The sequence below is a fragment of the Bacillus sp. GbtcB10 genome (genome assembly GCF_019091365.1).
Lineage (GTDB): Bacteria > Bacillota > Bacilli > Bacillales > Bacillaceae > Bacillus > Bacillus altitudinis.
The window spans coordinates 16,343-41,142 of record NZ_JAGXJP010000003.1; the positions used below are offsets into that span (position 1 = coordinate 16,343).

General features: G+C 42.3%; 16 protein-coding genes. 7 read left to right on the forward strand and 9 right to left on the reverse strand.

Going from position 1 to position 24,800, the window contains the following annotated elements; all coding sequences use genetic code 11:
• Positions 1–16 precede the first annotated feature (16 nt).
• Positions 17–4,588 carry a glutamate synthase large subunit gene (gltB, locus tag KVT11_RS10125; RefSeq protein WP_210552457.1) on the reverse strand — a complete coding sequence of 1,524 codons (4,572 nt, stop codon included), beginning with the start codon at positions 4,586–4,588 and terminating at the stop codon, positions 17–19.
• A 153-nt stretch (positions 4,589–4,741) separates the two neighbouring features.
• Between gltB and gltC the strand changes: the two genes are divergently transcribed.
• From gltC to KVT11_RS10140, 3 genes are all read left to right on the forward strand, one after another.
• Complete coding sequence (gltC, locus tag KVT11_RS10130; RefSeq protein WP_024718330.1) at positions 4,742–5,644, forward strand: glutamate biosynthesis transcriptional regulator GltC; 903 nt, start codon at positions 4,742–4,744, stop codon at positions 5,642–5,644.
• Between the two features lie 94 nt (positions 5,645–5,738).
• Positions 5,739–7,472: an ABC transporter ATP-binding protein gene (locus KVT11_RS10135; RefSeq protein WP_210552458.1), complete on the forward strand. Its 1,734-nt coding sequence runs from the start codon at positions 5,739–5,741 to the stop codon at positions 7,470–7,472.
• Entirely contained in the window at positions 7,469–9,298 is a 1,830-nt protein-coding gene (locus KVT11_RS10140; protein WP_210552072.1) for an ABC transporter ATP-binding protein, read from the forward strand. The genes KVT11_RS10135 and KVT11_RS10140 overlap by 4 nt, the downstream gene beginning before the upstream one ends.
• Positions 9,299–9,357: 59 nt before the next feature.
• Here KVT11_RS10140 and KVT11_RS10145 read toward each other — a convergent pair whose 3' ends face one another.
• The gene (locus KVT11_RS10145; RefSeq protein ID WP_210552073.1) at positions 9,358–10,179 is read right to left on the reverse strand and encodes a MerR family transcriptional regulator; all 822 of its coding nucleotides are present in this window, start codon (positions 10,177–10,179) and stop codon (positions 9,358–9,360) included.
• Positions 10,180–10,267: 88 nt separating this feature from the next.
• Between KVT11_RS10145 and KVT11_RS10150 the strand changes: the two genes are divergently transcribed.
• The gene (locus KVT11_RS10150; RefSeq protein WP_210552074.1) at positions 10,268–10,837 is read left to right on the forward strand and encodes a GNAT family N-acetyltransferase; all 570 of its coding nucleotides are present in this window, start codon (positions 10,268–10,270) and stop codon (positions 10,835–10,837) included.
• Between the two features lie 181 nt (positions 10,838–11,018).
• Here the strand turns inward: KVT11_RS10150 and KVT11_RS10155 are convergent, their stop codons facing one another.
• The 3 genes from KVT11_RS10155 to proC are packed head-to-tail and all read right to left on the reverse strand — an operon-like array spanning position 11,019 to position 14,249.
• Positions 11,019–12,287, reverse strand: coding sequence for a glutamate-5-semialdehyde dehydrogenase (locus KVT11_RS10155; protein ID WP_017359465.1), 1,269 nt, complete (start codon positions 12,285–12,287; stop codon positions 11,019–11,021).
• Positions 12,288–12,305: 18 nt separating this feature from the next.
• The gene (proB, locus tag KVT11_RS10160) at positions 12,306–13,424 is read right to left on the reverse strand and encodes a glutamate 5-kinase (protein ID WP_017359466.1); all 1,119 of its coding nucleotides are present in this window, start codon (positions 13,422–13,424) and stop codon (positions 12,306–12,308) included.
• A gap of 27 nt (positions 13,425–13,451) precedes the next feature.
• Complete coding sequence (proC, locus tag KVT11_RS10165) at positions 13,452–14,249, reverse strand: pyrroline-5-carboxylate reductase (protein WP_220482489.1); 798 nt, start codon at positions 14,247–14,249, stop codon at positions 13,452–13,454.
• Positions 14,250–14,719: 470 nt separating this feature from the next.
• Between proC and KVT11_RS10170 the strand changes: the two genes are divergently transcribed.
• Entirely contained in the window at positions 14,720–15,916 is a 1,197-nt protein-coding gene (locus tag KVT11_RS10170; protein WP_017359468.1) for a cytochrome P450, read from the forward strand.
• 118 nt (positions 15,917–16,034) lie between these two features.
• On the forward strand, positions 16,035–18,074 hold the full coding sequence (locus KVT11_RS10175) for a molybdopterin oxidoreductase family protein (RefSeq protein ID WP_046343752.1): 2,040 nt from the start codon (positions 16,035–16,037) through the stop codon (positions 18,072–18,074).
• A 46-nt stretch (positions 18,075–18,120) separates the two neighbouring features.
• Here KVT11_RS10175 and KVT11_RS10180 read toward each other — a convergent pair whose 3' ends face one another.
• From KVT11_RS10180 to xylA, 3 genes are all read right to left on the reverse strand, one after another.
• Complete coding sequence (locus KVT11_RS10180) at positions 18,121–18,807, reverse strand: glycoside hydrolase family 11 protein (protein ID WP_046526855.1); 687 nt, start codon at positions 18,805–18,807, stop codon at positions 18,121–18,123.
• Positions 18,808–18,901: 94 nt separating this feature from the next.
• Positions 18,902–20,395: a xylulokinase gene (gene xylB, locus KVT11_RS10185; RefSeq protein WP_210552075.1), complete on the reverse strand. Its 1,494-nt coding sequence runs from the start codon at positions 20,393–20,395 to the stop codon at positions 18,902–18,904.
• A gap of 33 nt (positions 20,396–20,428) precedes the next feature.
• A complete protein-coding gene (gene xylA / locus KVT11_RS10190; protein ID WP_046526857.1) occupies positions 20,429–21,766 on the reverse strand; it encodes a xylose isomerase in 1,338 nt (445 codons plus the stop codon).
• Positions 21,767–21,979: 213 nt separating this feature from the next.
• On the opposite strand from xylA, the gene xylR reads away from it, so the two are divergent.
• Positions 21,980–23,140, forward strand: coding sequence for a transcriptional repressor XylR (xylR, locus tag KVT11_RS10195; RefSeq protein WP_017359472.1), 1,161 nt, complete (start codon positions 21,980–21,982; stop codon positions 23,138–23,140).
• Between the two features lie 47 nt (positions 23,141–23,187).
• On the opposite strand, the gene KVT11_RS10200 is transcribed toward xylR, so the two are convergent.
• Entirely contained in the window at positions 23,188–24,795 is a 1,608-nt protein-coding gene (locus KVT11_RS10200; RefSeq protein ID WP_116306985.1) for a glycoside hydrolase family 43 protein, read from the reverse strand.
• Between the last annotated feature and the right edge of the window lie 5 nt (positions 24,796–24,800).

Sequence of the window (24,800 nt, forward strand, 5' to 3'; positions counted from 1 at the left end):
TGTCCTCTCCCCTTTCTTAATGAGCGACGGCTGCTTTTTGCCCGTTTGCCGTTTCTTTATTTTTCGGTTTTGTGTTTGCTTCAAATGCGAACATAACAGCTTCCTCGTGGCTGAGGCCTGCTTGTTTTTGTTCCTCAATGCTTTGAAGCATCATTTTGTAATTTCTCGGAATGATCTTAATGAATTGATTCTTTTCTTGTGCCCAGTTCTCTAGAAGCGCTGCTGCTTTTGAGCTGTTTGTATAATCAAGGTGTTCCTGAATCATTTGCTTCACTTCTTGTTCTTCTTCGTGATCTGTGAGTTTTTCAAACATGATCATTTCCATGTTACACATTCTTTTGAACTGTTTTGCATCGGATGTATGCACATAAGCGATACCGCCAGACATCCCTGCGCCAAAGTTCTTCCCAACGTCACCTAAAATGACAACACGTCCGCCAGTCATGTATTCACAGCCGTGATCACCGATTCCTTCAACGACCACATTGACACCTGAATTACGAACGGCAAATCGTTCACCTGCACGACCGTTAATATACGCTTTTCCGCTTGTCGCGCCGTAAAATGCAACGTTACCGACAATCACGTTCTCATGTCCATTTTGTACAAAGTGATCAGATGTTTTGACAGCAATTTTGCCTCCAGAGAGTCCTTTGCCGATATAGTCATTTGAGTCACCTGTTAAATATAAAGACATCCCCTTTGGAACAAATGCGCCGAAGCTTTGTCCAGCTGAACCAGTGAACCGAAGTGTGATCGTATCCTCTGGCAGACCTTCTTCTCCGTAGCGCTTAGACACTTCACTGCCCGTAATCGTTCCAGCTACACGGTGAATGTTGCGAATGTTTAGTGACAGATCAACCGGTGTTTGATGATCGAGCGCTTCCTGTACATAAGGGAGAATCTCATTCATATCCAGTGATTCATCAATTTTATGATTTTGCGGCGTTCTGAATGTGCGTGGTCCCTCTGGCTGATATAGCAGGGTTTCAAGGTTCAGCTGTCCTGCTTTCCAGTGTGCTTTTGCTCTTTCACTTACTGATAAGACATCCGTACGCCCAATCAATTCATCCATTGATGTAAAGCCAAGTTCAGCTAAAATTTCTCTTACTTCCTCTGCAATAAACATCATGAAGTTGACAATGTGATCAGGGTCACCCATGAATTTTTTGCGAAGTTCTGGGTTTTGAGTAGCGACTCCGACTGGGCAAGTATCTAAATGACATGCTCTCATCATGACGCATCCTAATACGACAAGTGGAGCTGTCGCAAAGCCGTATTCTTCTGCTCCTAAAATCGCAGCCATGACAACGTCGCGTCCTGTCATTAATTTGCCATCCGTTTCAAGAACGACTCGCTCTCGAAGGCCGTTTAAGACAAGGGTTTGATGCGCTTCTGCCAATCCAAGCTCCCAAGGAAGTCCTGTATGTTTAATACTTGTTTTCGGAGAAGCTCCAGTACCGCCATCATATCCACTAATTACGATGACATCAGCTGTCCCTTTTGCAACACCTGCTGCAATCGTTCCAACGCCAGCTTTAGAAACTAGCTTGACACTGATGCGTGCGTCACGGTTTGCGTTTTTCAAATCATGGATCAATTGAGCCAAATCCTCGATTGAATAAATATCATGGTGAGGCGGTGGTGAGATTAGGCCAACACCTGGCGTAGAACCACGTACGTCTGCGACCCAAGGATATACTTTATTTCCTGGCAGTTGTCCGCCTTCTCCCGGCTTTGCACCTTGCGCCATTTTAATTTGCAGTTCATCTGCATTGACTAAATAATGACTTTTCACGCCAAAGCGGCCAGAAGCAATCTGTTTAATCGCACTTCTGCGATCATCCCCGTGCTCATCTACTGTGAAGCGTGCAGGGTCTTCCCCGCCTTCTCCGCTGTTGCTTTTGCCGCCAATTCGGTTCATCGCAATCGCTAGTGCTTCATGCGCTTCTTTACTTAATGAACCAAATGACATCGCACCTGTCTTAAAGCGGCGTACAATGGATTCAGCAGATTCAACTTCTTCCAGACGAACTGGCTTTTGTTTTGAACGAAAAGCAAATAGATTTCTAAGGAAACCAATTCGTTCTTCATCCGCTGCCTTCGTATATTGCTTAAATAAATCATAATCTTCGTTGCGGCATGCCCACTGAAGGGTATGAATGGTTTTTGGGTTAAAGGCATGATACTCTCCATTTTTTCTCCACTGGAATTCACTGCCTGATTCTAGCGTTTGATCAGTTGATGCCTGATACCCAGCCTCATGACGAAGCTTTGCTTCACTTGCAATGGTGTCAAGATCAATACCGCCTAGCTGCGAAGCTGTTCCTGTGAAATACGCCTGGATGACATCTTCACTAATGCCGACTGCTTCAAAAATTTGTGCGCCTCGATAGCTTTGGACAGTGGAAATTCCCACTTTAGACATTACTTTAACTACGCCCTCAGTCACACTTTTCCCAAACTTTGTGACAGCTTCATCAAAGCTAATCGCAATCGCTTCTTCAGCAATAAGCTGTTTGTATGTTTCGTAAACGAGGTACGGATGGATCGCATCTGCACCGTAGCCAATCAGTGCGGCAAAATGATGAACCTCTCTTACTTCTCCAGATTCGACGATTAAGCTCACCTTTGTTCGTAAGCCTTGACGCACAAGATGCTGATGAAGTGCACTCAATGCAAGAAGTGGTGGAATCGGCACTTTTTCTTCCGTCATGTCACGATCGGAAAGAATTAGTAAAGATACCCCTTCACGAATGGCTTTTTCTGCCTCTTCAAACATCGCATCAAGACCTCGTTTTAGGTCATCAGTGAAAAGTGTATGAATCGTTTTGCTTTTAAAGGCGTTATGAACAATCGTTTTCAAGCCGTTGAACTGCCCGCTTGTTAAAACCGGTGTATAAAGTTTAATTCTTCGACATGAATATTCATTTGGGTGTAAAATATCTCCCTCAGCACCTAACCAAGTCATGGTCGATGTGACAAGCTGCTCACGAATGGCATCAATTGGCGGGTTCGTCACTTGAGCAAACAGCTGTTTGAAATAAGAAAACAGCGACTGCGCACGATCTGATAACACAGCAAGCGGTGTATCACTTCCCATCGAGCCTATTGGGTCCTTGCCTTCTTCTAGTAAAGGAATTAAATACTTTTGAATGTCTTCGTACGTATAATGGAAAGCACGCTGACGCGTTAACAAATCACTCATTATACTAGAATTTTCTGAATTTTCTTCCGAGCGATTGACGTGAACCATTTCTTCATCGAGCCATTTTTGATAAGGAAGTTCATTCGCAATCGAAGATTTCACTTCTTCATCAGAAATAATGCGTCCTTCTTCTAAATCGATTAACAGCATTTTACCTGGTTCAAGACGGTCTTTATACTTCACATCTTCTTCATTTGTGTCGATGACGCCGACCTCAGATGAGAAAATGATATGATCGTCATTTGTCACATAGTATCTCGCGGGTCTTAATCCGTTCCGGTCTAAGATGGCGCCGATTTGTTTACCATCCGTAAACGAAATCGCTGTCGGGCCATCCCACGGCTCCATTAACGAACTATGGTATTCATAAAATGCCCGTTTCTCTTTTGACATGTGCGTATTCTCCGTCCACGGCTCAGGAATCAGCATCATCGCTGTATGAGCAGGAGTCCGCCCTGCAAGCACGAAAAATTCAAAGGCATTGTCTAAAATGGATGAATCACTTCCGTCTGCATTCAGCACTGGCAAAATCTTGTCTAGATCTTCTCCGAAGGCTTCAGACACGAATTGTTGTTCTCTTGCTCTCATCCAATTGATGTTTCCTCTTAATGTGTTAATTTCTCCGTTATGAATTAAGTAACGGTTTGGATGCGCTCGTTCCCATGTCGGGAATGTATTTGTACTAAATCTTGAATGAACGAGTGAAAATGCAGAAACAAATGTTTCATCCTGTAGATCAAGATAAAAAGCATCAACTTGATCTGATGTTAAAAGCCCCTTATATACGATGGTTTGACTCGACAGGCTGACAAAGTAAAATTGTTTTTCCTCTGCTGTTCCCCAGTTTTCAGCCTGCTTGCGGATGACGTATAATTTTCGTTCAAATGACAAACGGTCTGTTATGTTGTCGTTTGCTCCGATGAACACTTGCCGGACAACCGGACAGCTCTTCGCTGCAACCGTTCCAATTTTCCCAGCATCAACAGGAACCGTTCTCCAGCCAATTAATGTTTGCCCTTCTTGTTTAATGAAGCCGTTGATCTTTTGTTCGATCGCTTGACGCGTTTTGGCATCATCATCTTTTGAAAAGAACACCATTCCTACCCCGTAACGGCCCTTTTCAGGAAGTGCAAGGTCTTGACAGTTCTTTCTAAAAAAAGCGTCTGGCAGTTGTACCATTAAACCGGCACCATCACCTGTATACGGATCACTGCCTTGCCCGCCGCGGTGATCAAGCTGGCACAGCATTTGCAATCCCTTTTTGACGATGCTATGTGTCGCCTCCCCTTTTAAATGGGCGTACAGTCCGATTCCACATGCATCATGTTCAAATTCAGGACGGTAGAGACCTTGTGGTTGTGGTAGTTGATTATAAGTCATCGTTTCTCTCCCCCGTTTAAAAGATCCGTTTTTTCACAGTAATAAAATCTCACAAACTCTGTAACTTATTTTAAGTTTTCAAATTAATATAAACAATATATAATTTAGATCAAAACAATCTCTTTTTGAGATAGATGGGTGTGAAGTGCAAAAATGGAGCTTCGTCAATTACGTTATTTTGTAGAAGTTGCTGACCGTGAACACGTGTCAGAAGCGGCTGAAAACTTACACGTTGCCCAATCTGCCATCAGCCGGCAGATTGCCAATTTAGAAGAAGAACTTGGAGTGGCTTTATTCGAACGAGAAGGACGAAATATCAAATTAACGAAAATCGGCAGACAATTTTTGGACCATGTCAGAACCGCCCTAAAAGCGATAGATTACGCCAAAGAACAAATTGATGAATACTTAGACCCTCACAAAGGGACAGTGAACATTGGATTTCCTACAAGTCTAGCAAGCCAAGTGCTCCCTTCTGTCATTTCCGCATTTAAGCTGGAATATCCAGAGGTCGATTTTTTACTTCGTCAAGGTTCCTATAAGTTTCTGATTGAAGCTGTCAAAAATCGAGACATTGATCTTGCCTTTTTAGGACCCGTCCCGACAAACGATCCTCAAATAGAAGGAAATATCTTGTTTTCCGAAAGCATTTATGCCCTTTTGCCTATTAGTCACCCCTTTAGCGGGCAAAGAAGTATTCATTTAAGTGATTTGAGAAAAGACCATTTCGTTTTATTTCCTGAAGGATATGTGCTGAGACAAATTGCGGTTGATGCCTGTAAGCAGGCTGGCTATGAGCCAACTATCTCATCTGAAGGAGAAGATTTGGATGCCATTAAAGGTCTTGTGTCAGCGGGTATGGGCGTTACTTTATTACCCGAAAGTGCTTTTTATGAAACAACACCGCGATTTACAGTGAAAATTCCCATTGATTTCCCGCAAGTGAGGAGAACGGTCGGAATTATTGCGTCTAAGTCGAGAGAGATGTCTCCTTCTGCCCATGATTTTTATATGTTTGTGAAGGACTTCTTTTCTAAAATTGAACAATATAAATAATTCATTAAAACAAGACATTTCATTTGTAGAAATAAACTCTCTTTGTATATGATGAGTAACAGAACAACAGACTATATGGAAGAAAGGTAATCGTATGAAATCAATTTTATCGTTTTTAAAGCCCTATCGGCTATCCGTTGTGTCCATTGTGATTCTCACCTTTTTAAGCAGTATGCTCCAGCTGTATTTACCGACGCTTACGGCAGATATCGTTGATGTCGGGATCGTCCAAGGAGATGTCGCTTATATATGGAAGGTTGGGGGGTGGATGGTGGCTTGTTCTTTACTTGCCATCTTGCTCACGATTTGGAAGTCCTACTTGTCATCTAAGACAGCTCTAGGCTTCGGGCGTGATATGAGAAGACAGCTGTTTGTGCATGTCGAACAATTCTCATTAGAAGAATTTCAAAAAATCGGGACATCTTCCTTTATTACAAGATCAACAAATGATGTGAAACAAGTTCAAGATGTCACGATCATGATATTACAAATGATGACACGGGCGCCTCTTATGCTCGTTGGTGGAATTATTTTGGCTGTATCTAGAGATGCTGTGTTATCTCTCATCTTTTTAGCAGCTCTTCCCCTTCTTGGCGGGTTCATTTATTTGGTGTCAAGAAAAGCGATCCCCCTCTTTGGCCAGCTTCAGAAAAAAACGGACCGGCTGAACTTGATTATGAGAGAGTCGCTTTCAGGCATTCGGGTCATTCGTGCGTTTAACCGAGTAGATGACGAAAAGGAACGTTTTCAAAAAGCCAATACATCGTATAAGGATACTGGCCTTAAGGTCAATCGATTAATGGCGTACTTGTTCCCTTTTATGCTCATTATCATGAACTTCACGAATATCGGCATTGTCTGGATTGGCGCTAATCGGATTGATGCCGGACAGATGGAAGTCGGGAATCTGATCGCCTTCATTCAATATGCGATGATGATTTTAATGGCACTCATTATGCTGTCTATGAGTTTTATTATGGTGCCTAGAGCTCAGGCATCAGCTAAACGGATGAATGAAGTGTTAAATCTAGAACCAAGAATTAAAGACAAAAAAGAAACTGTCACTAAACTTGATCAGCCAGCCCAGTCTATTCGCTTTGAGAATGTGTCATTTTATTATTCAAATGCTGAAAAACCAGCCGTTCAAGACATGACGTTTGAAGCCAAAAAGGGTGAAACGACGGCGATCATTGGCAGTACAGGTTCCGGGAAAACGACCCTTCTTCAGCTGATGACACGTTTTTATGAAGCAACAGAAGGAAAAATTATATTAGATGGTGTCGATATTAGAGAATTGCCTCAAGAGAAACTGAGAAGTCAGATGGGTTATGTTTCTCAAAAAGCCATTTTATTTAGCGGAACCATTGCTGATAATGTGCGCTTTGGCAAACGAGATGCTACAGATGACGAGATTTGGCAGGCACTGCGGACAGCACAGGCCGAAGAATTTGTTTTGCAAAAAGATGGCGGAATTCACGCAGAGATAGACCAAGGGGGTTCGAATCTCTCTGGCGGTCAAAAACAACGTCTTTCGATTGCAAGAGCACTCGTAAGAAAACCTGCATTCTACCTGTTTGACGATAGCTTCTCTGCCCTTGATTACAAAACGGATGCAAAACTTCGGTCAGCGCTAGAAGCTGAAAAAGAGCATGCTGCTTTGATTATTGTGGCTCAAAGAATCAGCACAGTGAAGCATAGCGATAAAATCATTGTGTTAGATGATGGAAAAATAGCAGGTATCGGTACACATGAACAGTTACTGAAAGATAACCTTGTCTATCAAGAAATAGTCGCATCACAAGAAGGTCAGGAGGTGGAGCAAGGATGAGTAAAAAAATGTCTTCTGGAATGGGACATAAAGGCGGTCACCCAAGGGGCCCAGTACAAAAACCGAAGGAATTTAAAAAAACACTTCTTCGTTTAACGGGCTATTTAAAACCGAGAAAATTTCAGCTGATCATTGTCCTGATTGCAGCGATCGGTTCAACCGTTTTTAATGTTGTCAGTCCAAAATTACTTGGGGATGCCACCTCTTCCCTATTTGAAAGTTTTACACAAGGAACTGGTGTTCAATTCGATGTCATTTCACGCATTTTATTGTTGCTTGTTCTATTATATGTCGTGGCATCTCTCTTCTCATTCGTGCAGCAATATGTAATGGCGGGTGTCTCGCAGCAGACCATTGCTGAACTAAGACAAGAAGCGAGTGACAAACTTACACGTCTCCCTCTTCGTTATTTTGATAAAACAACACACGGAGACACGCTGAGCCGGGTGATGAACGACATTGATAATATTAATACTTCTTTACAGCAGGCACTCACGCAAGTGATCACATCTGTTATTACAGTCATTGGTATTGTCGTCATGATGCTTTTCATCAGTCCGCTGCTGACACTGCTTGTTTGTTTGACGCTGCCTCTCAGTTTGTTTGCGATTCGAGGCATTACATCATTTTCGCAAAAGCATTTTAAAGCACAGCAAAAAGAACTAGGGATGATCAATGGACATATTAATGAAATGTTCACAGGACATCAGACGGTTCGTGCGTATGGCTATGAAAAGAAAGCCATTGATACATTTGATCAATTAAACGAACAACTATATGAATCTTCAAGAAAAGCACAATTTATCTCCGGCTTAATGATGCCGATGATGACCTTTATTGGGAATCTTGGCTATGTGGCGGTAAGTGTTGCTGGCGGAATTCTTGTCATTAACGGGAATATTCGTGTTGGGGATGTGCAAGCATTTATCCAATACACACAACAAATGTCGCAGCCGCTTGTGCAAGCATCCAGTGTTGCAAACTTAGTTCAATCTGCTATCGCTTCTGCTGAACGGGTGTTTGAAATTCTGGATGAGGAAGAAGAACATGCGGAAGAAGATGCAGCGATTGATCTTAAATCCCTTTCCGGAGATGTGGCCTTTGAGCACGTGCACTTCGGTTATGAGAAAGATCAACCCATTATTAAAGATTTGAATTTACATGTCCGAGAAGGACAAACGGTTGCCATTGTTGGGCCAACAGGCGCTGGAAAAACAACGATTATTAATCTGTTAATGCGCTTTTACGAGCTAGATCAAGGCTCCATTCGCATTGGCGGCGTAAAAACAACCGACCTCAGCCGAGAGCAAGTGCGTGACTTATTTGCGATGGTTCTTCAGGATACATGGCTCTTTGAAGGCACAATTTATGACAACATCGCATATGGCAGACCGAATGTTTCAAAAGAGGATGTGTTGAAGGCCGCTAAACATGCCTATGCAGATGATTTCATCCGTACCCTTCCAGATGGATATGACACACTCTTAACAGAAGATGCCGGCAACCTCTCGCAAGGTCAGCGTCAACTGTTAACCATCGCCCGTGCCATCTTATCTGATCCGAAGATATTAATCTTAGATGAAGCAACAAGCAGTGTTGATACACGGACAGAGATGCATATTCAAAAAGCGATGAATGAATTAATGAACGGCAGAACAAGCTTCGTCATTGCACATCGACTTTCAACGATTAAAGATGCCGATCTCATTTTAGTCATGAAAGATGGCACGATTATTGAAAAAGGAACTCATCGTGAGCTTTTGAAAGAAAAAGGTTTTTATGCCGACCTCTATATGAGTCAATTTGCCGAAAACCAAGTCGGTTAAACATCATCAAAAAAGATAGACAGCATGTAAAAATGCCTGTCTATCCTTTTTGTGATGCCTTAAGCTTCCCGTTTTTTGACTTTCACACTAAGTTTCGTCATGTAATCCGCTTCATTTTTAGACATCAGAGAATGAAGTAAATACTCTTCAAAGACATCTCCATCCAGTATCATATCCTCTGCTTCGATTTGATCTAATAAACGTGAATAGGCAGTCTCCATCTCTTCATATGTTCCTTGTTGATACATGACTGCATATAGACCCGCTGGCTTTTTGACTGCATCCGGCCCTTCCATTCGGCAAAACAGCCTATCAGACTGATGATAATGACGCTGCAAAAACTGCTCCTTGTTTAAAACAGAACCATTTGCCGCAGCACCTTTAATCCCAATTCCTTTCAGAAATTCTCCTACAATTCGAGAAATTTCTTCTACAGGTGTGTTTGAATCAATCGGGTTTGATGTACTGAGGACGATCGGTTCCTCTGGCAGTTCTTGAAACAAGACCTCCCCTGTTTTCACTGATGATAATTCATTCGTTGTCTCGATCACACGAAAAAGAAAAGATTGAATATCCTGTAGTTTTTGGATCTCCTCTCCGACCTTTTCTGCTTGATCAACCGCCAGGCTTTGCAATTTATCTTGAGAAGGCTCAGTAAAGTATTGTTTTAATTGTTTGATCGGAAATTGAACAGCACGAAGGGATTGAATGGCCATGAAATGATCAAACTGTTCAAATGTATAATAACGGTACCCATTTTCCTGAACACCTGCCGGCTTAAACAAATCGATTTTATCATAATAGAGCAGTGTATCTTTTTTCACTTCAAATAATGACGCAAATTCTCCAGTTAAAAATGTTTTTTGAACATCGCTCATCATTTTTAGGGCTCCTTTCTTGACTATGGAGTTACTCCATCCTTTATGATAACATGCAGAAACACCACATATGTGGAGGAAGGATTTACACATGAACAAAATCACACAAGATCAAGTCACATTATCACTTGCAAATCAAGAAGACTTCCCTTTGATGAAAAAGGAACTGCAAGATGCTTTTACAGCTGGCATCATTGATGCATTTGGCGATGCAGAAGGTGGACCAATTCCTCCTGATGAGTCGATTGATGAATCTTTTTATTCGACTGAGAACCTTGTCTATCATATTTTACTAAACGGTCAAAAGGCAGGAGGGGTTGTTTTAAAAATCAACCCTCTCACACACCGCAATTCGGTGGACCTATTATACATTTCTTCATCATCTCACAGCCGAGGCATTGGTCAGGCAGCATGGAAAGCCATTGAGGCGCAATATCCAGAAACGAAGGTGTGGGAAGTTGTCACTCCTTATTTTGAAAAGCGCAACATTCATTTTTATGTGAACAAATGCGGGTTTCAGATTGTTGAGTTTTATCACTTACACCATCCAGATCCGAGCTTCCCTCATGAGAAGAATCAAGAAAATGACCCTTTAGCGCCTGAGACATTTGAATTTTTCAAATTTGAGAAAGTCATGAAAAAAGACCGTTCAAGTTCATAAAAAAACTAGATTGTTGACAAAGGGCTAAAATGGACTTCATTTTAGCCCTTTGTCTTCTTTTTCAAGAGTTGTCAGTGCTTCAGCATCGTTTCCATGTCGTTCCCCTTTTTTCTCTCTTCTTTTCTCATACACTAAAAAAACACTACCCCAAGTTAGAAAGGTAGTGTTCGTTACATTCATTCTAGCTTCTAATCTGACCATCACCAGATAGAAGCAGCTTTGTTGTTGTCAGTGCAGGAAGTCCCATTGGCCCTCTTGCGTGCAGCTTTTGAGTAGAAATGCCAATTTCAGCGCCATATCCTAGTGCACCGCCATCTGTAAAACGTGTAGATGCGTTATGATAAACAGCAGCCGCATCGACTTCGTTTAGAAAGATTTGTGCGTTTTTTTCATCCTCTGTTACGATGGCTTCTGAATGTTTGGTTCCGTACTGATCAATGTGGTGAATGGCGCCCTCAATTGAGTCAACGACTTTCACCGCAAGATCAAGACTTAAATACTCATCTGTCCAATCCACTTCCTCCGCAGGAACCGCTTCGGAAAAGAAGGATTGAGCGTCTTGATCCCCGTGCACAGTGACTTGGTGCTGAAGCAGTGCTTCATTCAATGCTGCACCATTTTCTTTCAGCCAATCGCGATGAACGATCAGAGTCTCAAGCGCATTACAAACGGCCGGACGATTTGTTTTCGCATTGATGACAATCTGAATGGCTTTTTCTACATTCGCTGTTTGATCAATAAAGATATGGCAGTTCCCTGTCCCTGTTTCAAGAACTGGAATGGTCGATTCTTCTACAACGGTTTTGATTAAAGAAGCCCCGCCTCTCGGAATTAAAACATCGATCCATTCTTTTAGATGAAACATCGCTTGAACCGATGAACGGTCTGTTTGTTCAATAAACTGTACCGCATCACGAGGGATCTTTGTTTGATCCAATGCCTCATGAATGACGCGGACGATGGCTTTGTTGGAAGAAATAGCGGAGGAACCGCCTTTTAAAATCACTGAGTTGCCTGCCTTGAGGGCAAGCCCTGCTGCATCGACAGTGACATTCGGTCTCGCTTCATAGATCATCCCGATCACGCCGAGCGGTACTCTTCGGCTTTTCACATGTAAGCCGTTCTCAAGAGTCCATTCATCCAATATTTCTCCAACAGGATCTGTTAATCTCGTCACAAGCCGCAAACTTTCCGCAAACTCATGAATTCTCTCTTCATTTAACATTAATCGATCCATTAATGCTTCAGAGAAGCCCTTTTCTTTTCCTGCCTCTAAATCCTTTTGATTTTCCTGTAAAATAAAATTACTTTGCTGTTCGAGTGTTTCTGCTATTTTCAGTAGCGCCTCATTTTTTTCCTCTGTTTGAAGTAAACCTAGTTTTTTTGATACGTGCTTTGCTTTTTTCGCTTTTTCTTTGACCGATGTGACAACTTCAGCTGTCAGTGTCATGAAATTCCTCCCTTATGATTAGCAAACTGGTATTGATAAATCTAAATGACAAACAAATGCTTCAAGATCTACGACATGCACCACTTCATCCTGTAGCAAGTCACCGTTCAGTGCGAGTTCGTCGGACGCATAATTGACAATGCCAAGCCCTATCTCTCTTTCATCTTGATCTAAAATACGGACAACATCGCCTTTTTTAAACGAACCCTTTACATTGACTATGCCGTCAGAATCCAGACTTTTCTCACGATGCATGAGAAGCTCCTGTGTTTTCTCTTGAACAACGATTTCGCCTTTTGGGCCAGAATGAAAAGCAATCCACTGTTTTTTATAATTCAGCGGCGCTAAATTTTCGTCAGCTGTAAAATAAGTGCCGTCCTCTGTCCCATTAATGGCTTTGTCTAAAATGTGAGGCGTATCGGCTTTTCCCAAAAAGCCATTGATGCCTGAGGCCATTGAAATTTTAAAGGCGTCGAGTTTTGATTTCATTCCGCCTGTGCCAACGCTGCTTCCCGCATCTCCAGCGGCTGCTTCGATGTCTTCTGTGATTTCTGTGACTTCTAGAATTCTCTTCGCATTCGGATTTGTATGAGGGTTATCTTCATACAAGCCGTCAATATCAGATAAAATAGCGAGGAAATCCGCATCAATCAGTCCAGCTACTTTTGCAGACAATGTATCATTGTCTCCAAACTTCAACCGATTGATCGTCACTGTATCATTTTCATTAATAATCGGGATGATCCCTCGATCTAATAACACATTCATTGTATTTCGCACATTTTGATAGCGCGTTTCATCTGAAAAATCGCTTCTTGTAATTAATAGCTGTGAAGCAATATAACCGTGCGATAAAAATAAAGTAGAATATGATTCCATTAAAAGCCCTTGCCCTATTGAGGCAGACGCCTGTTTTTCTGGCAGTGTTTTCGGTCTATCAATAAATCCTAATTTTCGGTAACCAGCTGCAACCGCACCAGATGAGACCAAAATGACTTCGTGTCCTTCATCTTTGAGTTTTACAATTTGATTGACGAGGTTTTCTAGTTTTTTTAAACTAATCTCACCTTGAAAGCTAGTAAGAGAGCTGCTTCCGATTTTCACAACAATTCGTTTTCTCTCTTTCTCTGCGTACACCTTATCACTCCTGTATTGAGGCTCTATTTATATCGTTACTTTTTGTTTTTGCTGTTCACTTATTTCTTTTGATCGATTGGCAGCATGTTTGACAGCCTGTTTGATGGCTTCTCCTCCGCCAAAATCATCTAATGCATCTAGTCCTGCAGCAGTTGTTCCATTAGGTGACGTAATTTTTTCTCTGAGGACAGAAGGATTTTCAGCTGTTTCTTGCAGCATCTTCGCTGCACCGAGAAGTGTCTGTGTACCGATTTGACGGGACATTTCTTTTGATAAGCCAGCTTCTTCTCCAGCTTCTTCGATTCTTTCCATTAAGAAATAAAAATAAGCTGGACCGCTTCCGGCAATTCCTGTGAAAATATCCATTTGCTCTTCCTGAATGGTATACACTTCTCCCATTTCAGATAAAAGAGCCCGACTCGTGCTTACATGTTCATTTTTCACATAACGTCCAGCAGATAAAGCGGTCGCCGACGCCCCAATCGTACTTGACGTATTTGGCATTACTCGCATAACAGGCTGCCCTTCATGCAGCATGTCTTCAATATACGATGATTTCACACCTGCAAGTACAGACAGGATGAGCTGATCTTTCTGAATATGAGGTTTTAATGATTCAAGTGCTGTTTCAGCATCCTTTGGCTTCATCGCCAGGATCAACATATCCATTTCTTCAAAAGGAAATGAATCCATTGTGGCTGTTTGGATTCCGTAGCGTTTCGTTAGTTCGTTTAATCGCTGCTTATTTTGCTTGTTTGTTGCGTAAATTTGGTTTAGCGGCATCTGACCTGATCGCACAATACCTGCAATCATTCCTTCCGCCATAGAACCTGCTCCAATGAAAGCAACTTTCTTTTGATCAATGATATTGATCCTCTCCCTTGTTCGCTTTTTGTTCGTGTTTTTCGCACGTTAGTTATCGTAACATGATGAGAAATCGTGTCAAGAAAGAGCCAGCGCTTTTCAAAAGTCCCGAATACGCGCTGAACAGCTTGCGGTATGTATGTTAGCCGTGTTTTTTTAAATCATCAATTTAGATCAAAAGAACTATACAGATTTGAATCATAGTACCCTTTCGTTCGACTGAATTCACCATTTTATTTTTGGTTTCGGTGACTTCAATTCTAGTTTTTAGAAAGCGCTATCATTTTTGATGACTTTCTATTTTCCTATAGGATGAATGTGTTTGAATCTTTCGATTAGACTATTGACATATTTTAGAAAACATGTCCGTTGAAATGCGTTTTTCGTGGTGATACCGTGAAAGGGAATCAAGAGAAAAAGGAGCGTTCATAATGAAAGTAAAAGAAAATTACGTCAATGTCATCCCAATGAAAGAAATCCGATCTACTGATGACCTTCTTTTCCCATTCCCTATCTACAATGAATTACGATCGCAGGGTGATATTCGATACGATGAAACGAGAAAGTGCTGGGATCTCTTTCGATATGCTGATATTCAGTCCGTTCTGAAGCAGCCAAAAGTGTTTTCATCACAGCGAGGAAGAAGTACATCTAAAACGAGTATTTTAACAATGGACCCTCCAAAACATACCAAAATGAGAGCACTCGTCAATAAAGCCTTCACGCCAAAAGCGATCAAACAAATAGAAGAAAAGATCAAAGACTTGACCCATGATCTATTACATCAAGTAAAGGATCAACGGACCTTCGATATTGTGCAAGATCTGGCCGCTCCCCTACCTGTCATGATAATCGCCGAGCTTCTCGGTGCAGAAGTGAAAGACAGAGAGTTGATCAAAAAACATTCAGATGCTCTAGTTGCAGGAGCCAAAGACGATTCAAAAGAAGCTATTCAAGCCGTTGTCGACATGCAAAAACAAGCAGAAAAAGAGCTGTCAGCGTACTTTGCTCATTTGATCCAAAAACGAAAAGAAACGCCAGTCGATGATTTAATCTCCCTTCTCATCCAAGCGGAAATTGACGGTGAGCGTTTATCAGAAAATGAACTGCTTGGCTTTTGTATACTCTTACTCGTTGCTGGTAATGAAACAACAACGAATTTAATCACAAATGCAGTACGACTTTTAACAGAACAGCCGCATATCGCCGAATCAGTGCGGCAAGACCTGTCTCTCATTCCTCAATTGACGGAGGAAACGCTGCGCTATTATCCGCCTGTTCAAGCGATTGGGCGAGTTGCAGCAGAGGATGTTCAGATTGCCGGTTCTCACATTGAAAAAGGAGACTATCTCATCAGCTGGGTGGCATCTGCGAATCGTGATGAACGGAAGTTTGACGATCCAGATACGTTTCGTCTTGACAGAAAATCAAATCCGCATTTGAGCTTTGGCTTCGGCATTCATTTTTGTCTTGGTGCTCCTCTCGCCCGGCTTGAGGCTCATCTAGCACTTGAGATTTTACTCCGTACGTTTCGAGAAATCACTTGTGCGGCAGATCAGCTGAAACCAATTCAAAGCACGTTTGTTTTTGGGGTCAAAGAATTCCCTGTGCAGGTCACCCGTTTTTAAAAGTCCCTTTCATCAGGGGCTTTTTTTCATATGCTTATCCTTACCTTCCTGGTCTGAACATGCTAAAATAAAATCCATATGTACAGTGATCACGGAATTCGGAAAGGAAGCTAAACGTATGACCGATTACACAGCAATGAAAGACGGAATATTCAAATCAGTTTGTTCGTTAGATTGCCCTGATCAGTGCGGTCTTTTAATACATAAAGAGAACGGAAAGATCGTTAAAGTTCAAGGAGACCCAGATCATCCTGTCACTCAAGGAAACATTTGCAATAAAGTGCGGAATGTCACAGCTCGTTTATATGATGAAAAACGTCTGACAACGCCATTAAAACGTGTAGGTCAAAAAGGTGACCGGCAGTTTGCACCAATTACGTGGGAAGAAGCGATTGAAACCATTCGTCAAAAATGGACAAAGCTGATCGAAGAAAAAGGACCAGAAAGCATTTTGCCTTACAGCTTCTATGGGAATATGGGGAATCTTAATGCAGAAGGAATGGACCGCCGCTTTTTCTATCGACTTGGCTCAAGTCAGCTAGACCGAACCATTTGTCAGTCAGCCGGAACAACAGGCTATAAATATACAATGGGCGCAAGCATCGGGACAGACCCAGAAGAGACCATTCATACGAAACTATTTATCTTTTGGGGCATCAATGCGGTTTCAACCAATATGCATCAAATCACGTTGGCACAAAAAGCTCGAAAGCAAGGGGCTAAAATTGTCGTCATTGATGTACACAAAAACCAAACGGGCCGGATGGCAGATTGGTTCATTCCGCTTCGCCCTGGCACTGACAGTGCGCTAGCTCTTGGGATCATGCATGTCCTTTTTAAAGAAGACCGCACAGATGCGTCATTTTTAGAGACTTACACGGTCGGTCACAATGAACTTCGCGAGCATGTGAAGCAGTACGATCCAGAAACAGTCGAACAGATCACGGGTGTCCCAAAAGAAGACATCATCACACTTGCGAGAATGTACGCAGAGACATCGCCATCTCTCATTCGTATTGGCAATGGGCTACAGCATCACGATAATGGCGGTATGAGTATTCGAACCATCTCCTGCCTCCCTGCCCTCACCGGTCAATGGCTGCATAAAGGCGGCGGTGCGATGAAATCGAACTCTTCTTTTCTTAGTTATAATGAAATCGCTCTTCAGCGGCCGGAATTATTAAAGGAACGCGAACCTAGAACATTTAATATGAATCAGCTGGGCAGCGTGCTAACGAACGCAGAACCTTCTATTGATTCTCTTTTTGTCTACTCTTGCAACCCGGCTGTTGTGACACCTGAAGCAAATAAAGTAAGAGACGGTTTGATGCGGGAAGACTTATTTACGGTTGTCCATGACTTGTTCATGACAGAGACAGCCACTTATGCGGATATTGTTCTGCCAGCGACCTCTGCCTTTGAAAACGAGGATTTTTATACTTCTTACTGGCATCATTACATTCAAATTCAAGAACCTGTTATAGAACGTTATGGAGAAAGCAAATCAAACACAGAAGTGTTTCGTCTTTTGGCTCATGCGATGGGCTTTGAAGATGAAGCCTTTAAAGACACAGATGCGGAACTAATGGAACAAGCTCTTCATCATCCTGAAAATCCGCATTATGAAAACATTTCATATCAAGCGTTAAAAGAGAAAAAGTGGATCAAAGCAAAACGAGGGCCTTTCGAAGATTTAAAGCTCCCTACCCCAAGCGGGAAAATTGAGCTTTACTCTGAACAAATGAAAAAAGATGGATATCCAGCCCTTCCAACCTATGTACCTTTATTCAAGGAAAGTGATTATCCACTAACGTTTATACCGGGACCAAACCATAATTTTCTTAATTCCACCTTCTCTCTTCATGAGAAGCATCAAAAGCTTGAGAAATTTCCGAAGCTTCATATGAATGAACAAGATGCAAAAGAAAGACAGATTGAAGATGGGGACATGGTTCGTGTGCTGAATGATCGAGGAGAATGCGAGCTGATCGTGTCAGTCGGACAAAATGTGCTATCTGGCGTTGTTGTCAGCCAGGGATTATGGGCAGACCAAAAAGGCAAAAAACATTTGGTGAATGGCCTCACACCTGATCGCTTGGCAGATATGGGCGGCGGTGCGACGTTCTTTTCCGGCAGAGTCGAAGTTGAAAAATTATGATAGAAAGAGCCAGGAGTTTTGCTCCCGGCTCTTTTCTTTGACTTTTTTAGTTGCCAATAAACAGCTGATTGGTCATCACATTTGCACTTCCGCTGCTTTGGTAGCCTTCTACAGTAAATGCCGTTTCATACATTTTCCCCATTGGCATCCCTAAGCTTTCCCATTTTCTAAAATGCGCACTGACGGAGACCGTTCCGCTTGTACGTTTCGTTTGACGTACACTCCAATATTGCTTGAAGGTTGCGATCCCGATAATGGAAGGCTGATTGACACGGGTTGTTTCATAAATGTCATATGTGCCTCCATCAGCATAAAATGATCCTTTATACGCTCCTGTTGGACGATACGTGCCCCATGAATCAACAATGTAGTATTCTGCTAATGGAGATTGTGTCCAGCCATAGACACATAGATAGGAATTCCCGCCTGGGTTAAAACTTGCGTTGTAATTGATGGAGATGTTGCCAAGCTGATGGTGAGTTCTAGTAGAATCAAACTTTTTCCCTTTTCTAAATAAAGCATTTCCGATATTGTTCCAGCCTGCACTAAATGCCCCGCCGTTATTGAGTGTCATCGAAGTGTTTCCGTAGTCCTTCCATAGTTCATAATCGTACCCGCTGTGGTTGCCCATTTCATTATTCGTAATGGTTCTCGCATGGGCTGGTACAGCCGTCAGTATAAGCGTCAGTCCAATACACATCACAAACAACAGTCTTAATTTTTTCAAATTCATCGTCTATTCCTCTCCTTTTTCATCCTTTTGATTCTGTCATCTCTAAGATGAAACGAATTCATCACCTCCTTTCATGCCCCCACTTACTACTAGATTATCGATACTGTGCTAGACCCGCATGAATGTCTCTTGTGTGTGTATAAATGCTTTGATACAAACGAAAGAGATGATCATATACATCGACATGCTGTTGATTTGGTGTAAATACGACCGCTTGATGGATAAACTGATCCGCGCACGCCTCAAGTGACTCGTACCAGCCGCATCCAACTGCTGCAAGCATCGCTGCACCTAACGCGGGCCCTTGCTCATTTTCAAGCTGAATCACCTCAGCTTGAAAAATGTCTGCCTGCATTTGAAGCCATGTATGACTTCTCGCACCTCCACCAATAGACACGATGGAATCAATGCTTTTTCCCGCCTGCTTGAATAAAGCGATCGATTCATTTAATGAAAAAGTGATTCCTTCAAGCACAGCTCTAACCATATGCGCTTTTTTATGCCGGCTGTCTAATCCAATGAAGCTTCCACGAATGACTGAATCTGCATGAGGCGTTCTTTCCCCAACTAAATATGGCGTAAATAGCAATCCATTTGCGCCAGGCGCTATATCTTTTGCTCCGGCTAAAAGGTCTTTAAACGAATCATTTGGAGCAAGTAAAGATTTAATCCAATCGAGGCTATAACCTGCTGACAAAGTGACCCCCATTGTATAAAAAGCGTCTTTTTTTGCATGATGGAACAAATGCAAGTTTCCATTCAGCTCTCTGTTATGATTTTCTTCATAGGAAAGAATGACACCTGATGTGCCAATGCTGCATAGTGTGTGACCTGATGATAAAATGCCGGCACCAATGGCACCGCAAGCATTATCCGCTCCACCCGCAAAAACCTTCACCTCTTCTGCCATCCCGGTTTCCTTTGCGATCTGCGGCAAGAGTGTTCCAACCTCCGCCTCCGATGAAACGAGCGGCGGGCAAATACGAATCGGAATATCAAAGGTTTGACAAATCTCCTCACTCCATGCTTGTTCTCCCATATCCAACAGTAACGTACCAGCCGCATCAGAATAGTCCATATGAATAGCACCGGTTAATCGATATCTGACATAATCTTTTGGAAGTAAAAACAAATGGATTCGTTGATCAATTTCTGGTTCATGTTCCTTTACCCATAACAACTTTGGCAGTGTAAATCCTTCTAATGCCTGATTTTTTGTGATCGCTTGCAGCCTGCCTCCTAGCTTTTCTGTCATGCGCACGCATTGCGGTGTTGTTCTTGTGTCATTCCACAAGATGGCAGGCCTGAGCACTTGAAGGAATTCATCTAATAAAACAAGTCCGTGCATTTGTCCAGAAAAACTGATGCCTTCTACTTGCCTTGACTGAACAGGCTTTCTCTCCATAAGTTCTGTCATCGCGGCAATCGTCTGCTCTACCCAGTCTTCAGGATTTTGCTCACAATAACCTGGTTTGCTTTGAATGAGGCGGTAAGATTTAGTCGTCTCGCAGCATACCTTCCCGCTCTCATCTACTAATATCGCTTTAACTCCGCTCGTTCCAAGATCAATTCCCATCACATACTTCATGTGTTCACTCCTTCAAAACATCCGCCCGCTCCATTAATCTTCTAACAAATATTGATTTAATCTGGCTTTCAGCTGTTCCTCTCTGCCAGATTCGTTTCTGATGAGCGGATGTTTCAGTGCATATTCTTCTAATGTATGAAAGTTTGCCTTTCCTTCTGAAATCTCCAGTCCAATTCCTTCAGAAAAACTGCGGTACCTGTGCTTGATCACATCTTCAAACACACGGTCTTCTATGAGTCTATGAGCCACCCGCAGCCCTTTTGCGAATGCATCCATCCCCGCAATATGGGCATACAGAAGATCTTCCAGTTCAAAGGAGGCTCTTCTGACTTTTGCATCAAAATTGAGACCGCCTGTTCCAAGTCCGCCATTTTGCAAAATTTCATACATGGCGAGTGTTGTGGCATATAAATCCGTTGGGAATTCATCTGTGTCCCATCCTAGAAGGGAGTTTCCTTGGTTGGCATCAACGGAACCGAGCAGTCCATGAATTCTTGCTACACGCAGCTCATGCTCAAACGTATGACCCGCTAATGTCGCATGATTGGCCTCGATATTTAATTTAAAGTGTGTATCCAATCCATATTGTTTTAAAAAGGCGATCGATGTCGCTGCATCCGTATCATATTGATGAGTTGTCGGTTCCTTCGGCTTTGGCTCAATTAAAAATTGACCTGTAAATCCAATTTCTTTTGCATAATCGACCGCCATATGCAAAAAGGTCGCCAAATGATCAAGCTCTCTTTTCATATCTGTATTCAGCAGTGTGTCGTAACCTTCTCGTCCTCCCCAGAAAACATAATTTTCTGCGCCGAGTTCCTTTGCTGTTTCGATGCCCTTTTTCACTTGTGCAGCTGCATAGGCAAATACATCTGCATGACAGGATGTCGCTGCACCGTGAACAAATCTTGGATGCTTAAACATATTAGCCGTGTTCCATAGAAGCCGAACCCCGCTTTGCTGCATGTAATCTTTCATTCTTTCTATGATGATGTCTAACTGCTGATTGGTCTCTTGAAGCGTGTCGCCCTCTGGTGCAATATCACGGTCATGGAATGAAAAATACGGAACATCCAATAGATCAAAGAGCTGAAAAGCCACTTCCAATCTAGCTTTCGCCAAATCCATTCCACTATAAGAATCCCAGGCCCTTTTCATCGTGCCAGTTCCAAACATGTCTGTTCCATCAGCAGTCAGTGTATGCCAATAAGCGACGGAGAATCGCAGGTGATCTTTCATTGTCTTTCCGCCAATCTTTTCGCTCGGATTATAATATTTAAATGCGAATGGGTTCTTTGAATGTTTTCCTTCATATTGAATGTTGCCAATCCCTTGTAAACTACTTAACGAAGTCATATTTGATTTGACCATAAGTGATTCCCCCTATATATTCACTTAGTAAGTTGATTCAACAAACAAACGAACGAGTTGACCAACTAATCTCTTTGAATTTTCCATATTTTTTAGTTTTTTAGAAATATTTTCGTTATAATAAAGTGAAAAGCATGTTTTATAGAGAATGAACTCGACAAAAAACGGCTTTTCTTCACTTAATCTAAAGACGAAACAAATGGAGTGGATACAATGGATATTGCGGATCAGAACTTTGTGAAAAAAATAAATCAAAAGCTATTGCTAAACGAAATTCTGCACCATGCACCAATTTCCAGAGCAAAATTATCTGAACGCACTGGGTTAAATAAATCGACTGTTTCTTCTCAGGTGAGTACATTAATGAAAGAACATCTTGTTTATGAAATCGGTCAAGGCGAATCTAGCGGCGGAAGAAGACCCGTGCTTCTCATGTTTAATAAACGTGCAGGTTACTCTATCGGCATTGATGTCGGTGTTGATTATGTCAACGGCATTTTAACAGACCTTGAAGGGTCGATGATTCATGATGAGCAGCTCAAGCTCCCATCCAGCACACCTGATGTGACCGTCCGTATTTTAATTGAATTGATTCAGCAGTTACGTTCACATATCCCTTCTTCCCCATACGGGCTAATTGGTATTGGGATTTGTATACCAGGTCTGGTCGATGCAGATGAACAAATTGTGTTTACGCCTCATTCAAAATGGAAAAATGTCGATCTGAAAACAAGTCTCCAAGACACATTCCAAGTACCGGTTTTTATCGAGAATGAAGCAAATGCCGGTGCGTACGGTGAAAAAATCTTTGGTGCTGCTAAACATTATGACCATCTGATCTATGCAAGTATCGGCACTGGTATTGGAATAGGCATCATTATCAATCATCATTTATATAGAGGCACAAACGGTTTTTCTGGTGAAATGGGACATATGACGATCGACTTTAATGGACCGACATGTAGCTGCGGAAATCGTGGTTGCTGGGAACTGTATGCATCTGAGAAGGCACTGTTCCAATCGCTCCAAACAGATGGTCAGCCATTCACCTATCAAGATATTGAGCGGCTGGCGAAGTTAAATGATATGAAAACACTCAATGCCTTGCGTAACTTTGGCTTTTACATTGGGGTAGGTCTCACAAACGTTCTGCATACCTTCAACCCACAAGCCGTTATTTTACGAAACAAGGTCATTGAATCTGAGCAGACCGTTCTAAGTGTCATTCAAGATGAAGTATCCTCTAGAATGGATGCACAATTCAGCTCACGGGTGGAGCTGCTCCCTTCGTCATTAGGACAAAACGCACCAGCCTTAGGGATGACATCTCTTGTCACTGAAGCTTTTTTGCGTGATGTCACGCCTTCACCATAATGGAATACATGTTAAAGAGAGACAGCCTTTAGAGTGTTGTCTTTTTTTTATTCAGTTGTTTCTTCGTATCGAAAATACTTAAAATCGGCAGGCAGATGTTCGCCGCTTGTGTCTTGGCACTGCATTCCGACAAAAGCCCCTGTAAAGAACCCCCCTCCTCGAATAAAATCATCTGACAAATGGGTCGATTCAAGCGGTACATCTATTTTTTCCCACTCTTGTTGATCAAAAGAATAAGAATACGCGTACGTCTCTCTCTTAACGGTCACTTTTAAATACACATACGGAATCTCGTCTGGGATGATGATTTTTTTGATTAGCGGCTGAGAAAAGGCCAGATTTTCACACACAGATAATTCAAGGATACGGCCAAGCGCCTCGTCATAAGTCACCTGAAGTGCAGTCCAATTTTCCGTATTATAATAATTCACAAGACCTGCCGCTTGCTGAAAGTTTTTCGGAAAGAAGGAAACCGCTGTCTCTGCTTCAAAATAAAAGCTTTGCCAGCGCCTCGCAACAAACGCTTGGGTAAATTTAGACGTTAAAGATTCCTGCCCATACAGCCTTAAATGATGAGGATTTTCCGTCACTGAACCAATCTGATCCGTAAATGGGATTCTTAATGTTTGGAAATGTCTATTTAACGATGAATCTTTAAATTCATCGACTATGTGATAGGTTGGAGAGAACTCTTTTACGCTCATCGCAGGCGCTTCAACCTCTAGAAGCCCCTCTTTTCCGCCTACCACATACGGCCAGCCATCTTTCCATTCAAGCTTTTGTATGGCTGTCTCTCTTCCTAAAGGACACCAGCCTCTTTGCTGAAAAATGGATTCCTTACTTGAATGAATTGGGCGGCCAGTCAGATGAGCCAAATACCATTCATTTGTATGCGTTTGTACAATGGAAGCATGCCCGCATTTTTGTAGTGGATTGCTAGGCGCATGAAAAGCCGTTAAAATTGGGTTGTCAGGATGAACCTCGTACGGCCCATCAATACGCGAGGAACGGGCGATTGTGGCTGCATGTTCGTAACGTGTTCCCCCTTCAGCTGTTAATAAATAATAGACATCATTGATGTAATAAAGATGCGGGGCTTCTGTCAGTTTGATTGGCGTGCCTTTAAAAATGACCTTCCGCTCACCGACCAGTTTTTTTTCAGATACACTATATTCCTGCAAGGCTATACCTGCAAAGGAGTGATGTTTTTCTCGATGGTCCCACAGCATATTCAACACGTATTTCTTTCCGCTTGGATCATGGAACAAGGAAGGATCAAACCCAGAACTATTGAGCCGAACCGGATCGCTCCACTCACCATCTACTGCATCAGCTGTGACCAAATAATTATGACCATCCTTAAACGGACCATCTACTACTTTAATATCTGAATAGATGAGCCAAAACTGACCATCCGCATAACTTAAACACGGTGCCCATACCCCGCCGGAATCAGGATTTCCTTTCATATCGAGTTGAGAAGTTTTTTGCAAGGGACGCGCGGCGAGCCGCCAATGGATGAGATCCTTCGAGTGATAAATTTGCACCCCCGGGAACCATTCAAATGTAGAAACCGCCATGTAATAGTCCTCTCCCGCACGGCAAATACTTGGGTCAGGGTTAAATCCTTTGAGCACTGGATTAGTAATCTTCAATTGAA